The organism is Streptomyces sp. Rer75, assembly GCF_013414305.1.
Classification (GTDB): domain Bacteria; phylum Actinomycetota; class Actinomycetes; order Streptomycetales; family Streptomycetaceae; genus Streptomyces; species Streptomyces himastatinicus.
The window spans coordinates 9,416,201-9,430,254 of record NZ_CP058693.1; the positions used below are offsets into that span (position 1 = coordinate 9,416,201).

13 protein-coding genes and 1 pseudogene are annotated in these 14,054 nt (G+C 71.5%); 9 read left to right on the top strand and 5 right to left on the bottom strand.

Annotated features, from left to right (window positions below; genetic code table 11):
- Positions 1–133: 133 nt before the first annotated feature.
- Entirely contained in the window at positions 134–580 is a 447-nt protein-coding gene (locus tag HYQ63_RS39940; protein WP_179938769.1) for a spore-associated protein A, read from the top strand.
- Positions 581–646: 66 nt separating this feature from the next.
- Here HYQ63_RS39940 and HYQ63_RS39945 read toward each other — a convergent pair whose 3' ends face one another.
- The 3 genes and pseudogenes from HYQ63_RS39945 to HYQ63_RS39950 form a co-directional block, all read right to left on the bottom strand.
- Positions 647–1,264: a lytic polysaccharide monooxygenase gene (locus HYQ63_RS39945; protein WP_306664870.1), complete on the bottom strand. Its 618-nt coding sequence runs from the start codon at positions 1,262–1,264 to the stop codon at positions 647–649.
- A gap of 79 nt (positions 1,265–1,343) precedes the next feature.
- A pseudogene (locus HYQ63_RS45755) lies at positions 1,344–1,589 on the bottom strand (lytic polysaccharide monooxygenase); the annotation flags it as partial.
- 66 nt (positions 1,590–1,655) lie between these two features.
- The gene (locus HYQ63_RS39950; protein WP_179938771.1) at positions 1,656–2,417 is read right to left on the bottom strand and encodes a dienelactone hydrolase family protein; all 762 of its coding nucleotides are present in this window, start codon (positions 2,415–2,417) and stop codon (positions 1,656–1,658) included.
- Positions 2,418–2,711: 294 nt separating this feature from the next.
- Here HYQ63_RS39950 and HYQ63_RS39955 point away from each other — a divergent pair, with 294 nt between their 5' ends.
- From HYQ63_RS39955 to HYQ63_RS39975, 5 genes are all read left to right on the top strand, one after another.
- The gene (locus HYQ63_RS39955; RefSeq protein ID WP_179938773.1) at positions 2,712–4,013 is read left to right on the top strand and encodes a CdaR family transcriptional regulator; all 1,302 of its coding nucleotides are present in this window, start codon (positions 2,712–2,714) and stop codon (positions 4,011–4,013) included.
- Positions 4,014–4,231: 218 nt separating this feature from the next.
- Positions 4,232–4,624 carry a hypothetical protein gene (locus tag HYQ63_RS39960; protein WP_179938775.1) on the top strand — a complete coding sequence of 131 codons (393 nt, stop codon included), beginning with the start codon at positions 4,232–4,234 and terminating at the stop codon, positions 4,622–4,624.
- On the top strand, positions 4,621–6,282 hold the full coding sequence (locus HYQ63_RS39965; protein ID WP_179938777.1) for a cation acetate symporter: 1,662 nt from the start codon (positions 4,621–4,623) through the stop codon (positions 6,280–6,282). The genes HYQ63_RS39960 and HYQ63_RS39965 overlap by 4 nt, the downstream gene beginning before the upstream one ends.
- Positions 6,212–6,994 carry a PTS sugar transporter subunit IIA gene (locus HYQ63_RS39970; RefSeq protein ID WP_179938779.1) on the top strand — a complete coding sequence of 261 codons (783 nt, stop codon included), beginning with the start codon at positions 6,212–6,214 and terminating at the stop codon, positions 6,992–6,994. Before HYQ63_RS39965 ends, HYQ63_RS39970 begins: the two co-directional genes overlap by 71 nt.
- Positions 6,995–7,015: 21 nt before the next feature.
- Positions 7,016–8,605, top strand: coding sequence for a PTS ascorbate transporter subunit IIC (locus tag HYQ63_RS39975; protein ID WP_179938781.1), 1,590 nt, complete (start codon positions 7,016–7,018; stop codon positions 8,603–8,605).
- 6 nt (positions 8,606–8,611) lie between these two features.
- On the opposite strand, the gene HYQ63_RS39980 is transcribed toward HYQ63_RS39975, so the two are convergent.
- A complete protein-coding gene (locus HYQ63_RS39980; protein ID WP_179938783.1) occupies positions 8,612–10,903 on the bottom strand; it encodes an excinuclease ABC subunit UvrA in 2,292 nt (763 codons plus the stop codon).
- Between the two features lie 122 nt (positions 10,904–11,025).
- Here HYQ63_RS39980 and HYQ63_RS39985 point away from each other — a divergent pair, with 122 nt between their 5' ends.
- Positions 11,026–11,769 (top strand): MerR family transcriptional regulator, encoded by a 744-nt coding sequence (locus tag HYQ63_RS39985; RefSeq protein ID WP_179938784.1) that lies wholly within the window; start codon positions 11,026–11,028, stop codon positions 11,767–11,769.
- Between the two features lie 57 nt (positions 11,770–11,826).
- Complete coding sequence (locus HYQ63_RS39990) at positions 11,827–12,309, top strand: VOC family protein (protein WP_179938786.1); 483 nt, start codon at positions 11,827–11,829, stop codon at positions 12,307–12,309.
- Positions 12,310–12,401: 92 nt separating this feature from the next.
- Here HYQ63_RS39990 and HYQ63_RS39995 read toward each other — a convergent pair whose 3' ends face one another.
- Positions 12,402–13,346, bottom strand: a complete 945-nt coding sequence (locus HYQ63_RS39995; protein WP_179938787.1) for a serine/threonine dehydratase — start codon at positions 13,344–13,346, stop codon at positions 12,402–12,404.
- A 54-nt stretch (positions 13,347–13,400) separates the two neighbouring features.
- On the opposite strand from HYQ63_RS39995, the gene HYQ63_RS40000 reads away from it, so the two are divergent.
- Positions 13,401–14,048, top strand: coding sequence for a TetR/AcrR family transcriptional regulator (locus tag HYQ63_RS40000; RefSeq protein ID WP_257232469.1), 648 nt, complete (start codon positions 13,401–13,403; stop codon positions 14,046–14,048).
- Positions 14,049–14,054: the final 6 nt, after the last annotated feature.

Below are 14,054 nucleotides of genomic sequence, written 5' to 3' on the forward strand. Positions count from 1 at the left end.
CGGGGCGTTCGCCGAGCGACGGAAGATCCGTGTTGATCCCTGTTGATCCCCGCAGATTCCCGTACAACCATCCTGGGCCTCCACATGTCACCTAGACGACGCAAAAAGCGTCCTAGGGTTACAAGGGGGAAATATGAAGATTTCGCGCTATGTTGCCGCGACCGCGGTCCTGGCGTCCGCCGTCGCGGGCTCCGTGGTCCTGGCGCCGTCCGCCTCGGCGGCGGCCAGGGCCGCGTACAACGGGGCCTGCGGCAGCGGTTACAAGGTGGTGAACTCGGCGCCGATCGGCACCCAGGGCACCGTCTTCCTGACGTACAACTCGGCCAAGGGCAAGAACTGTGTCGTCACCGTCCGCAACTCGACCGGGGCGGCGAAGAACATGTTCGCGTACCTCTACGTGAACGGCTCGGAAGACTCGCAGCTGGACGAGGGCCTGTACACGTCCTACGCCGGCCCGATCTACGACTACGGGCGCGGGAAGTGCGTCGACTGGGCCGGGGGCATCGACAACCAGTCGACCTTCACCTACGGGTCGAACTGCGCGTCCCTCAAGGAGCACCGGGTGACCAAGGGCTGGTAATCCGCACGGCCCCGCTCACCGCATCACCTGACGCACCACCACCCCACGGGTCGCCGCCGCTGTCCCTCAGCGGCGGCGACGCCGTGTCACGAACACCCCGGCGGCCGTCAGGACCGCGGCGGCCGAACCGCCCGCGACCAGCGGCATCGTGGTGCCACCGCCCTCGGTCTCATCGGCACGGCCGGCCGCGTCGGCTGTGTTGTCGGTGTCCGCTGCGTCGTCTGTGTTGCCGGTGTTGCCGGTGTTGTCGGCGGGCGCCCGCGCGTCGCTGTCCTTCGCCCCGGCGGACAGCACGATGTCCGAGCACGAGTAATACGTGTCCGGCGTACTGGAGTTGCGCCAGATCGTGTACAGGAGCTGACGGCCGGTGCGGTCCGACGGCAGCTTCGCCTTGAGGTGGTACGCACCGTCGGTCAGCTCCGGGTCCTTGACCTTCGCGAACGGCTTCGCGTCGAGATCGGACCACTTCAGCGGCCGGGTCGGATCGTAGCCCGGCTTGGTGAGATACAGCTCGAAGGTCCCGGTGTGCGGAATCGACGAGCTGTAGTCGAGCGTGAGCTCGGCCCCGGGGGCGAGACGCGTCGAGGGCCAGTCCGCACGCGGCAGATCCAGCCCCCGGTAACCGTCGATGCCCGCGCTGCACAGCTTTCCGTCCGGGATCCGCTGCCGGTCCTTGCCGTTCACATCGGCGATGCGCAGGTTGTCCCCGGTAACCGTCGATGCCCGCGCTGCACAGCTTTCCGTCCGGGATCCGCTGCCGGTCCTTGCCGTTCACATCGGCGATGCGCAGGTTGTCCCACTCATCGAACGCCGCGCCCCCGGCCGCCTTCGCCGCCTCGCAGGCCGCCGACCGCGCCTCCCGCCCGCCCTCCGGCGAGCACGCCACCGTCCGGCTGATCGGATCCACCGGCGCCCCGTGGGCCAGGGCGGGTCCGGTGCCCACCGCGGTGAGCAGCAGCGAGACGGTTCCGGCGAAGGCGGCCGAGGCGGCGATGCGATGCACGGTCATGCCGGGGAGTACGAGGGGGAGGACCGGTGTGTTCAACCGGTGTTCAACCGGCCGCCGGTGGACGTGTCACTTCCCCAGCGTGCGCTCGAAGAGCGCCAGCAGCTCCCGCCAGTGCCGGTCTTCCGCCGAGGCGTCGTACATGGCGGTGTCGACCTGGGTGAACCCGTGGTGGGCGCCCTCGTACACCTCGCTGCGGTAGCGCACCCCGGCCGCGTCCAGCGCCTGCTCCAGGACGGCGATCTGATCCGCCGGAATCGACGGATCCTGGTCGGCGTGGCCGAAGTACAGCTCCGCCGACACCCGGTCGACGAGCCGGTGCGGGCTGTCCGGGGCGTCCGTGACCAGATGGCCGCCGTGGAAGCTGGCCGCCGCGGCGACCCGCTCGGGATGGGCCGCCGCGGTGCGCACCGCCAGCACGCCGCCCATGCAGTAACCGACGCTGCCCACGGGGCCGTTCGTGACCAGGGGAGAGGCGGCCAGCCAGGCCAGGTACGCACCGGCGTCCCGCGTCGCCAGCTCGGGCGTGTGAGCCTTCATCAGCGGGCCGAGCTGGTCGAAGAGGTCCGAGCGCTGCGAGGGGTCGATGAACTCCGGCAGATCCACCACGGGCGCCCGCCCGGCGCGGTAGAGGACGTTGGGCACCAGCACGGTGTAGCCGTGTCCGGCGAGGCGCTTCGCCGCCTCCTCGACCGAGGCGCGCGGCCCGAAGGCGTCCGGGTACAGCAGGACGCCGGGATGCGGATTCCCGTCGTCGGGGTGAGCCAGGTAGGCGTCGGCGACCCCGTCGGGGGTGGGGACGTCCAGGGAGGTGCCGTGCGCGGAAGCCATTGCCGCACCCTTCTCTCGCGTCGTCGTGGGGGCGGCCCCACCGTATCGCTGGGCGCCCCGCGTCCCGTGGACCGGCTCCGGCGAACCGGCGGCGTCGGGAAGGGCAAACGGCGGAGGGCGACGGAGGTGTACGACGGCGACGGGAGGTGTGGGGAGTCGAAGGGAATTGTCCGAAGACGCCGACCAGGCGGTATGCCGATGATGCAATGGCGGGAGAGGTCTGGCCCCCGAGCGGACCGGGCCTCATGATGCCGCGTTGAGCGGCACATCGCACGTCAGAGGTGGAGGAACGTCATGCACCCAGTCACCGGCTCCCGCGCCGTCGGCCCCGCCGCCGCGCGCTCCGCCAGCCGACTGTCTGCCGACAGGGCCCGGGCGCTGCCCCGAATGCCCGCCGCCCGCCCGCCCATACGCTCGCGGGCCGACCCCGAGGCCATCGCGCTGCTGCACCGGACTGCCCGCGTCCTCATCGACGAACTGCCCCGGCTGACCGATGAGGTGGTCGCCCTGATGCGGGAGCGAGAACCCGTCTACAACTCGGCCTCCATCGATCCGCAGGAGCTGTGGCGGGATGTCAACGACTCGCTGTCCAACAACGTCCGCTCCCTGCTGTACCCCAAGGAGACCCGGGAGCCCGCCCGCTCCGTCTCCTGGCGGATCGGCGCCGACCGCGCGGCCCAGGGCCTCCCGCTGGACGCGCTGCTGCACGGCTTCCGCATCGGGTGCACCGTCGTCTGGGACGAACTGGTCGAGACGGCCTCGCGCGAGGACCCGGTCGGCGCCCGGGGGCTGGTGCACGTGGCGGCCGACATCTGGAACTTCGTCGACGAGCACTGCACGCTCGTCTCCGAGGCGTACCACGAGGTCGGACGGCAGCTCGCCTGGCACCGCGAGAACCGGTTCCGGATCATCATCGAGGCGCTGCTGGACGGCACCGCCCGGGTGAGCGACTTCCCCGAGGCGGAGGAGGTGCTGGGCCTGCCCGAGCAGGGCCGTTACGCGGTCGTCGCGCTGGATCACACGGGCTCCGGCCCCGGCGCGCCGCGCCCGCCGGAGATCCACGGCGGCGGCCGTACGGTGTGGCACACGGGGGAGTCCACCGCCCACGCGATCGTCCTCCTCGGGGACGTCCACCCCCGGGAGGTGGCCCGGGCCCTCACCGTCCCGCCCGGCGCCCGGGCCGGGGTCAGCCCCGCCGTCACCGGACTGGCCTCGGTGAACGCTGCCCGGCTGCTCGCCGATACGGCGCTGCGCTCATGCCCCGCCACCGGCGAGGCGGCGCTGCTGGAGGAGCACTACCCGGAGGCCCTGGTGGTGTCCTCCCCGGACCTGGCCACCGCGCTCGCCGACCGCATGCTCGGTCCCGTCCTGGCGCTCGAACCCGCCGACCGGGACGTCCTGCTGACGACCCTGACGGCCTGGCTGGACGCCGACGGATCGGCGCGCGAGGCGGGGCGGGCGCTGTTCTGCCACCGCAACACGGTGCTCAACCGGCTGCGCCGCTACGAGCAGCTGACCGGGCGTACGCTGCACCGCCCGCGCGACGTCGTCGAGTTGTCGCTCGCCCTCGCGGCGCACGGGCTGCTGTCACCCTGACCGGGGCCGTGAAGGATCCGGTATGGACCTTTGCGGCGCCGGAAGCCGGTGACGGACCTTGACGGCCAGGAAGAGTGTGGGCGTGCACAACGGCCGCCAGTGGATCATGTGCCTCTGCCACGCGGTCCCCCGACGGGCTGTACGGCGGTCCCGGTGAGCTGCTGTCGTGGCGGTCCCGTCCCACCCGTACTGGACGGATCCGCCACGAGGAGCACGACATGTCCGAACACGCATGGGCGCAGACCACACATCCGCGCCCGGTGCGCACCGCCGAGGTCATGCCACCGCGGCCGCCGGAGGCGATGGGCCCGCGCCCCGGCCCGAGCCCCGACTCCCGTCCGGACCACCGCGGGGAGCGCCGGACGCGGCGCTCGTCGCCGTGGCGGCGGCCGTGGCCGTGGACGGCGCGGGCCGCGTGCGCCGCGCTGGCCTGCCACTTGGCCGCCGTAGTGGTCAACTGCACCGCCGGCGGAGGGATCGACCTCGGAGCGGGGGGCGGGTTCACGGTGGGCGCCCTGCTGGTGGGCGCCGACGCGGCGGTCCTGGTCACCGTCCTCGTCAGAGCCGAGCGGCGCGCCCCCGCCGAGGACACGTCGGAGAGAGATCGATGAGCGACTTCGAGCCGAGAACCCTGGCGTTCGTGCTGTTCGCCTGCTTCGTCGCCGTATCGTTCCTGCTCTGCATCCTCGCCGCCACCGACAGCGACGACCCCTCCGAGTTCTACATCGGCACCGGTGCGCTCGGCCCGATGCAGAACGGCCTGGCCATCGCGGGCGACTACATCTCGGCCGCCACCGTCCTCAGCACCACCGGCACCATCGCCATCGCCGGATTCGACGGTGTCCTCATCACCATGTCCACCGTGGTCTCGATCCTGCTGTTCATGCTGGTGATGGCCAAACCCCTGTGCGGACGCGGCCGCTACACCCTGGGCGACGTGCTGTCCGAGCGGCTGAGCGAGCGCCCGGCCCGGATCGGCACCGCCGTCCTGGTGCTGGTGGTCACCATGCCGCTGCTCACCGTCCAGCTCAACGGCGCGGGCGACATGATGTCCCTGCTGATCGGCATCCCCGGCAGCGCGTCGGTCACCGGCTGCACCATCTTCATCGGCTCCCTCATGGTCTGCTACGCCGCCCTCGGCGGGATGAAGGGCACCGGCTTCATCCAGATCCTCAAGACCGTCATCCTGCTCGGCGCGTTCATCCTGCTCGCCGTGCTGGTCATCAAGCGCTTCGACTGGAACCCGGCGAGCCTGTTCGGCGCGGCGGCCGACAAGAGCGGCTACGGGGACGCCTTCTGGGAGTCCGGCCGCCAATTCGGCGAATCGGCCACCGGCAAGCTGGAGGTCATCAGCATCCAGCTCACCCTGGCCGTGGGCGCGGCCTGTCTGCCGCACATCACCATGCGGCTCCACCCGATCCGCGGCGCGCGGGCCGCCCGCGCCGCCACGACCTGGGCCGTCGGCGCGGTCGCCGCGCTGGGCGGGCTGATCGTGATCGTCGGCGCGGGCGCCACGGCCATCGTCGGCGCCCCGGCGCTGCGCGCCGCCGACCCCACCGGCACCAACTCCCTGCTGCTGCTCACCCGCGCGCTCGACCCGGAGGCCGAGGCGGCCCACCGCAGCCTGCTGTTCACCCTCGTCGCCTGCGCGGTCGTCGTCACCACGCTCGCGGCCGTCGCGGGGCTCACCCTCGCCGCCGCGGCCTCCCTCGCCCACGATGTGCTGGCCAAGGTCGTGCTCCCGGAACGGCTCACCCCGGCCCGTGAACTCGGCGCGGCCCGCGCGGCGATCGTGTGCGTCGGCGTGGTGGCCGTCAGCCTCGCCATGGTGACCCAGCACTGGAACCGCCAGATCCTGATCTCCTTCACCTTCACGGCCGCCGCCTCCGCGCTGCTGCCGGTGCTGCTGTACGGGACGATGTGGCGCGGATTCACGGTGACCGGAATGCGCTGGGCGATGTACGGCGGCCTCGGCCTCACCCTCCTCACGATCGTCTTCTCCCCGGCCGTCTCGGGCGGCGCCCTCGCCGTCTTCCCCGACCGCGACTTCCACTGGTTCCCGCTGCGCAACCCGGGCCTGATCACCATCCCGGTGGGCTTCCTGCTGGGCTGGGCGGGCTCCCGCCTCGGAGGGCGACCCCACTCCGAGGACCCCTCGCCACCTGGGGCGCAGGGCGAGGATGCGAAGATTTCGCGCCATGGACGAACTGATAGATCTGCTACCGGTCGGGTGCGTACGGCTCGACGCGAGGGCGGCGGACTGGCGTGAGGCGATCGCGGTCGCCGGCGGACTCATGGTGGACGCGGGCTTCACCACCGCCGAGTACACCGCCGAGATGATCGCGGGCGTCGAGGAGAACGGGCCGTACATCGTCGTCGCCCCCGGTGTGGCGTTCGCCCACGCCCGGCCCTCTCCCGCCGTCCGCGCGACCGGCATGTCCTGGGTGCGCCTGGCCGAGCCCGTCGCGTTCGGCCACGAGACCAACGACCCGGTCACCCTGGTCGTGGCCCTCGCCGCCCGGGACTCCGGCGCGCACACCTCCGCGATGGCGAGCCTGGCCCGTCTGCTCGGCGACCCGGGCGCCGCGGCGGCCCTCGCCGCGGCGCCCACCCCCGAGGCGCTGCGCGCCGTGCTGAGCGGCGACGGCGAACAGCCGGGCCCCGCCGCCGCGAAGCCGCGGGCCGCCGGGCCCTCCCTGCACAAGATCCTCACCGTGTGCGGCAACGGCGTGGGCACGAGCCTCTTCCTCAAGAACACCCTGGAGCAGGTCCTCGACCGCTGGGGGTGGTCGGCGTACGTCACCGTGGAAGCCACCGACACCATCTCCGCGAAGGGCAAGGCGTCCGAGGCCGTCGCCCTGCTCACCTCCCGTGAGATCGCCAGGACCCTGGGCGATGTGGGACGGCCGGTGAAGGTGGTTCAGGACTTCACGAGCACCGCCGAGATCGACGCGGTACTCCGGGACACGTACGACGTCTGACGACGGGAACAGAAGTACATCATGGGCTGGCTGGTAACTCCCGCGAAGTTTCTCGTGAACGAGATCCTGAGCGAACCCGCGTATCTGATCGGCATCATCACCGCCATCGGACTCATCGCGATGAAGAAGACCGCCGGGCAGATCATCGGCGGTGCCATCAAGGCGACCCTCGGCTTTCTGCTCATCGGAGCGGGCGCGGGGTTGGTCACCAACTCCCTCGCCCCGCTGGGCACGATGATCCAGGGCGTCACGGGAGCGCACGGCGTCATCCCGACGAACGAGGCCATCGTCGGCATCGCCCAGGCGCAGTTCGGGTCGCGCGTCGCCTGGCTGATGATCCTGGGCTTCGTGGTCAGCCTGCTGCTGGCCCGGTTCACCCCGCTGCGCTATGTGTTCCTGACCGGACACCACATGCTGTTCATGGCCACGCTGCTGACCGTGGTGCTGGCGGGCGCCGGTCAGTCCACCGTCGTCGTGGTGGCGGTCGGCGGTGTGCTGCTCGGCATCATGCTGGTGGCCATGCCTGCGTTCGCCCACCCCTGGACCAAGCGGGTCACGGGGAACGACACCGTCGCCATCGGCCACTTCGGCACGGCAGGTTACGTGGTGGCGGGCGCGGCCGGGAAGGTGGTCGGCAAGCGCAGCCGCAGCACCGAGGAGATGAAGCTCCCCGAAGGGCTGCGCTTCCTGCGCGACTCCATGGTGGCCACGGCCCTGTCCATGCTGGTCATCTATGTGGTGATGGCGGTGCTCTTCCTCCTCAAGGCGGGCGAGCGGACCGCCTTCAAGGCGTTCGCCACCGGCACCGGGGCCACCACCGCGGCCACCGACACCGGCAACTATGTGATGCAGTCGGTGATGCAGGGCCTCCAGTTCGGCATCGCCGTCGCGGTCATCCTCTTCGGCGTGCGGACGATCCTCGGCGAACTCGTCCCCGCCTTCCAGGGCATCGCGAGCAAGGTCGTGCCGGGCGCGCTGCCCGCGCTGGACGCGCCGATCGTCTTCCCCTACGCGCAGAACGCCGTGCTCATCGGCTTCCTCTCCAGCTTCACCGGCGGCCTGGTCAGCCTCGCCCTGCTCACCTGGGTGTTCAACCCGGCGTTCGGTCTCGCCCTGGTCCTGCCGGGCCTGGTGCCGCACTTCTTCACCGGTGGCGCGGCGGGCGTCTACGGCAACGCCACCGGCGGCCGGCGCGGCGCCGCCGTGGGCGCGTTCCTCAACGGTGTGCTCATCACCTTCCTGCCCGCCCTGCTGCTCAAGGTGCTCGGCGCGTTCGGGAAGCAGAACACCACCTTCGGCGACGCCGACTTCGGCTGGTTCGGCGCGCTCGTCGGCAACGCGGGCAAGGCCGGTGGCGGGGTGGGCGTCGCCCTCATCCTGCTCATCGGCCTGGCCGTCCTGGGCGCCGCCGTCCTGGTGCAGAAGCGCGTGGTCGACACGGGCTGGGACCCCGGCGCCGCCCGCGACGCCCTGACGCCCAGGGACGACGCGGCAGCCACGGAAGCGGGTGCCGCGGAGGCGGCGGGGCCGGACGCCCCGGGCCGGGCCGCGTCGTACCCGAAGATCGCCCCGCCCGCGGGCGCCCCCGCACCCCCGCCACCGCCCCGGTGACACGCGCTACCCGCCGACGTACTCCCGCAGATGCGTGGCCGTCAGCGACGTACCGGAGGCCACGAGGTCGGCGGGCGTCCCGGTGAACACCACCCGGCCGCCGTCGTGGCCCGCCCCCGGGCCCATGTCGACGATCCAGTCCGCGTGAGCCATCACCGCCTGGTGGTGCTCGATGACGACGACCGTGTTGCCGTCGTCCACCAGCCGGTCGAGCAGCGCGAGCAGCTGGTCCACATCGGCCAGATGCAGCCCGGTCGTCGGCTCGTCCAGCACGTACGTGGTGCCGTTCTTCGCCATGTGGATGGCGAGCTTGAGCCGCTGCCGCTCACCGCCCGAGAGGGTGGTGAGCGGCTGGCCGAGCCCCAGATAGCCGAGGCCCACCGCCATCAGCCGGTCGAGGATCACCCGTGGCTGTCCGGTGGTGAAGAACTCCCGGGCCTCGGCCACCGGCATGGCGAGCACCTCGCCGATGCTGCGCCCGCGCAGCCGGTACGCCAGCACCTCCGCCTTGAACCGCCTGCCCTCGCACTCCTCGCACACCGACGCCACCTCGGCCATCATCGCGAGATCGGTGTAGGTCAGCCCGATGCCCTTGCAACGGGGGCACGCGCCCTCCGAGTTGGCGCTGAACAGCCCCGGCTTCACCCCGTTGGCCTTCGCGAAGGCGGACCGGATCGGGTCCAGCAGCCCCGTATAGGTGGCCGGGTTGCTGCGGCGCGAGCCACGGATCGCCGACTGATCGGCGACGATCACCCCGTCCCGTCCGCCGAGCGAACCATGGATCAGGGAACTCTTGCCGGACCCGGCGACCCCGGTGACGACGGTGAGCACCCCGAGGGGGATGTCCACACTGACGTCCCGCAGATTGTGCAGCCGGGCGCCGGTGATCGGCAGGTGGCCGCGGGGCTCACGCACCTTGTCGCGCAGGCTCACCCGGTGGCCGAGATAGTCGCCGGTCAGGGTGCCGGAGGCCCGCAGCCCGGCCAGATCGCCCGCGTAGGCGATCCGCCCGCCCGCCGCCCCGGCGCCGGGGCCCAGGTCCACCACATGGTCCGCGATCCCGATCGTCTCCGGCTTGTGTTCCACCACCAGCACCGTGTTGCCCTTGTCGCGCAGCTGGAGCAGCAGGGTGTTCATGCGCCGGATGTCATGCGGATGCAAGCCCACCGTGGGCTCGTCGAAGACGTACGTCACATCCGACAGACTCGAACCCAGGTGGCGGACCATCCGCACGCGCTGCGCCTCGCCACCGGAGAGCGTGCCGGACTCCCGGTCCAGGCTCAGATACCCGAGACCGATCTCCACCAGCGAATCCAGCGTGTCGCGGAGGGTTTCCAGGACCGGCCCGACCGTGTCGTCCCGGATGCCCCGGACGAACGCGGCCAGGTCGCTGATCTGCATCGCCGAGCACTCCGCGAGGGTGCGGCCGTCGACCGTGCAGGACCGGGCGGCCTCGTTCAGCCGGGAGCCGTCACAGTCGGGGCAGCGGGCGAGCGCGACCGCCCGGTCCGCGAACGCGCGCACCTGGGGCTGCATCGCCTCCCGGTCCTTGGCCAGGTACAGCCGCCGGACCTTGGTGACCAGCCCCTCGTAGGTCAGGTTGTTCTTGCCCACCTTGATCTTGGTCGCGGGCTTGTGCAGGAAGTCCTCCCACTGCTGGGGGGTGTAGTCCCTCAGCCGGGCATCGGGGTCGAAAAGGCCGGAGTGCGCAAAGAGCTGCCAGTACCACGTGTCCACCCCGAATCCGGGGACGTTGATCGCCCCCTCGTTCAACGACCGCTCCGGGTCGACCAGTTGGCCGACGTCGATCTCCGGCACCCGGCCCAGTCCCTCACACCGAGGGCACATGCCCTCGGCCGTGTTGAAGCTGAAGGCGAGCGGCGGACCCACATACGGGGTGCCGATCCGGCTGAACAGGATCCGCAGCATGGTGTGGGCGTCGGTGGCGGTGCCCACCGTGGAACGGGAGTTGGCGCCCATCCGCTCCTGGTCGACGATGATCGCCGCGCTGAGGTTGCGCAGCGCGTCGACATCCGGGCGGCCGAGCGTCGGCATGAAGTTCTGGACGAACGCCGTGTAGGTCTCGTTGATCAGCCGCTGTGACTCCGCGGCGACCGTGTCGAACACGAGCGAGGACTTGCCGGATCCGGAGACCCCGGTGAAGACCGTGAGCCGCCGCTTGGGTATGTCGAGAGAAACCTCCCGCAGATTGTTCTCCCTGGCCCCGCGGACCTGAATCACATCGTGGCCGTCCGCGGCATGGTGGTGTCGTACGTCGTCCCTGTCACTGACATCCATGCCTTCAAGTGTTTCATTGAAGTATCGCGTAGAGACTTTTCGCCATCGCGGCCCAGCTCGGCGGGAAGTAGGGGCGGAAAACCCTCAACTCGCCGTGAACACCATCCAGATAGGGTCTCCCCATGAGCCGCCCCACGAGCAGCCCCGAGACACCGCTGCGCCCCATCGACCTGGCACGCTCGGCCGGAATCTCGACCCAGCAGATCCGCAACTACGTCGACGCGGGCATCCTGCCCCCGGCGTCCCGCACACCGGCCGGCTACCGCAGGCTCGACACCCGCCACCGCCGGGCGCTGGTCACGTACGACGCGCTCGTCCCGGGGTACGGGCAGCACACGGCCCGGGCGGTCATGCAGGCCGTGCACGCCGGGGACGTACCGCTGGCGCTCAGCCTCGTGGACGCCGCCCACGCGGCCCTCCACGAACAGCGGCTGTCCCTGCGGGCCGCGGGCGAGGCCCTCGAAGCGGTCGCCGGGCAGGCCCCCGAGGCCCTGGACGTGCCGCGGGGGGCCTTGCGCATCGGCGAGGTGGCCGCGTACCTCGGCGTCCGCACCTCCGCGCTCAGGGTGTGGGAGTCGGCCGGTCTGCTGGTCCCGAAGCGGGAGCGCGGCACCAGGTACCGCACCTTCGGCCCGGCCGACGTCCGGGACGCCCGGATGATCCACATGCTGCGGCAGGACCGCTACCCGCTGGACCGGATCCGGCCCGTCCTGGAGGGACTGCGCCGCACGGGCAGCAGCGCCGCGCTGCGCGAGGTCATCGCCGAGCGCCGGGAGGGGCTGACCCGGCGCACCACGGCCATGCTCGAAGGCGCCGGGCAGCTGCACGGATATCTCACCGGGCATACGTGTGCCGAGGAGCGATGAGTTTGCCGCGCGGCGCCGGTCGGTAAAGGTAAACACTCCCACCCGTAGGAGGCACCGATGGCCAGTGACGGATTCACCACGTGCCTGTGGTTCGACGGCCAGGCCGAAGAGGCGGCGCAGCACTACGTATCGATCTTCAAGGACGGCAAGCTCGGCCGGACCGTCCGCTACACCGAGGCCGGTCCCGGCACCCCCGGCTCGGTGCTGACCGTGGACTTCGAGATCAACGGCCAGAAGTTCGTCGGGCTCAACGGCGGGCCGGAGTTCACGTTCAACGAGGCCATCTCGTTCCAGATCCACTGCGCGGACCAGGAGGAGGTCGACTACTACTGGAACCGGCTCCTGGAGGGCGGTGGCCAGGAGATCCAGTGCGGTTGGCTCAAGGACAAGTTCGGGGTGTCCTGGCAGGTCGTCCCCGAGGTTCTCACGGAGATGATCGCCGACTCCGACCCGGCGAAGGCGAAGCGCGCCATGGACGCCATGATGCCGATGGTCAAGCTCGACATCGCCGCACTTCAGAAGGCGTACGCGGGGGAGTGACGGCCGCCGGTCCCACCCGCCCCTTCCCGCGCCCGGGGGAGGGGCGGGCCGGGCGGGCGTCGCGGGCCCGGCGGGACTTTGCGGACAACCCCCTACGGACGCGTCAGGTCTCCCGGGTCGGTGTTGGCCCCGCACAGCAGCACCGCCACCTTCTCGCCCGGCCGGGTCTCGTACGCCCCCGACCGCACCGCCGCGAGCGCCGTCGCCGCCGCGTGCTCCACCGCGATCCGGCGGTCGTCCCACAGGGCCTGCCGCGCCGAGACGATCTCCCGGTCGGACACGAGCACCGACCGCACCCCGTCCTTGCGCGCCCACTCCAGCGCCATCGGCGCCGCACGCCGCGCCCCCAGCGAGTCCGCCGCCACCGAATCCACGGGCACGTCGACCACCGCCCCGGCCTCCAGTGCCGCGTTCAGCGCGCGCGATCCGTGCGGCTCCACGGCCACCACCCGGACGCCGTGCTCCAGCGCGGAGACCGCGACCCCGGTGAACAGCCCGCCGCCCCCGACCGACACCACCACCGTGTCCAGGTCCGGGCGGCACCGCAGGATCTCCTCCATCACGGTGCCGGCACCGGCCGCGATCAGCGGATGGTCGTAGGCGTGCGACTCCAGCGCACCGGTCTCGGCGGCGTGCTTGCGCGAGGCGTCCAGCGCGTCGGCGTACTCCCGGCCGACCTGGCGCACGTCCGCCCCGAGCGCCCGCAGCCTGCCGACCTTGACCGCGGGCGCCGTCTCGGGCACGAACACCGTGGCGGTCACGGAGTGCCGGGCCGCCGCCCAGGCGCAGGCCAGCCCGGCGTTGCCGCCGGAGGCGATGACGACACCCGCGTCCGGAACGGTGCCCGCCTCGACATGGCTGCCGATGAAGTTGAACGCCCCGCGCGCCTTGAAGGAGCCGGTGTGCTGGAGGAATTCCAGCGCCAGCCATCCCTCGGCCCCGCCGAAGGCTCCCTCGTCCACCGGGGCGAGTACGACGGGCCGGATATGCCCCGCGGAGCGCTGCGCCGCGGCCTGTACGTCTTGATGAATAACCACGCGATACACTGTAACAACCACTGTTACGCCCTGGCCCGTGAGAAGGAAGTGCCCGTGCGGAAGAAGCGGACCGCGGCCGAACCGCCCGCCCTGGACACCATCGCGGTGGCGGCACTGTCGGTCATCGACGAGGAGGGCCCCGAGGCCCTGAGCTTCCGGGCGGTGGCGCAGCGGCTCGACGTCTCGCACGCCACGGTCTTCCGCCGCTGCGGCGACTTCGACGGCCTGCTGAACGTCTGCGCCGACCACCTGGCCACGCTGCTGCCCCGCGTACCGCAGGACACCGACTGGGCCGCCGCCACCGAGACCCGCTTCACCGCGCTGTACGAGGCGCTCACCCGGCACCCGGGGCTGGCGGCGCTGCGCGCGGGCCGCTCCTGGTTCGGCCCGGAACTGCTGAGCCGCCTGGTGGAGCCACAGCTGGCCCAGAGCATCGCCGCCGGGATGACACCGGCGGCGGCCATCCACGTCTACCGCAGGCTGTATCTGCTCACCCTCGGCGCCGTCGCCTTCGTCGACCACCGCGACGAGAAGCGGGCCCTGGCCTCGGCGCGCACGTCGCTCGCCGCGCTGGACCCGGAGGAGTTCCCGGTGCTGACGGCGCAGCGGGACGTGGTGCTGTCAGCCATGACCGATCACGGCGTCTACTACGACGCGCTGCGCCAGCTGATCCGCGCCGCGGCGGCTGAACACCTCGGCTGAAACGCC

Bases quoted from the DNA above. Each gene is read 5' to 3' on its own strand.
- HYQ63_RS39940 (WP_179938769.1), top strand. From the start codon at position 134: ATGAAGATTTCGCGCTATGTTGCCGCGACCGCGGTCCTGGCGTCCGCC.
- HYQ63_RS39950 (WP_179938771.1), bottom strand. From the start codon at position 2,417: ATGGCTTCCGCGCACGGCACCTCCCTGGACGTCCCCACCCCCGACGGG.
- HYQ63_RS39955 (WP_179938773.1), top strand. From the start codon at position 2,712: ATGCACCCAGTCACCGGCTCCCGCGCCGTCGGCCCCGCCGCCGCGCGC.
- HYQ63_RS39960 (WP_179938775.1), top strand. From the start codon at position 4,232: ATGTCCGAACACGCATGGGCGCAGACCACACATCCGCGCCCGGTGCGC.
- HYQ63_RS39965 (WP_179938777.1), top strand. From the start codon at position 4,621: ATGAGCGACTTCGAGCCGAGAACCCTGGCGTTCGTGCTGTTCGCCTGC.
- HYQ63_RS39970 (WP_179938779.1), top strand. From the start codon at position 6,212: ATGGACGAACTGATAGATCTGCTACCGGTCGGGTGCGTACGGCTCGAC.
- HYQ63_RS39975 (WP_179938781.1), top strand. From the start codon at position 7,016: ATGGGCTGGCTGGTAACTCCCGCGAAGTTTCTCGTGAACGAGATCCTG.
- HYQ63_RS39980 (WP_179938783.1), bottom strand. From the start codon at position 10,903: ATGGATGTCAGTGACAGGGACGACGTACGACACCACCATGCCGCGGAC.
- HYQ63_RS39985 (WP_179938784.1), top strand. From the start codon at position 11,026: ATGAGCCGCCCCACGAGCAGCCCCGAGACACCGCTGCGCCCCATCGAC.
- HYQ63_RS39990 (WP_179938786.1), top strand. From the start codon at position 11,827: ATGGCCAGTGACGGATTCACCACGTGCCTGTGGTTCGACGGCCAGGCC.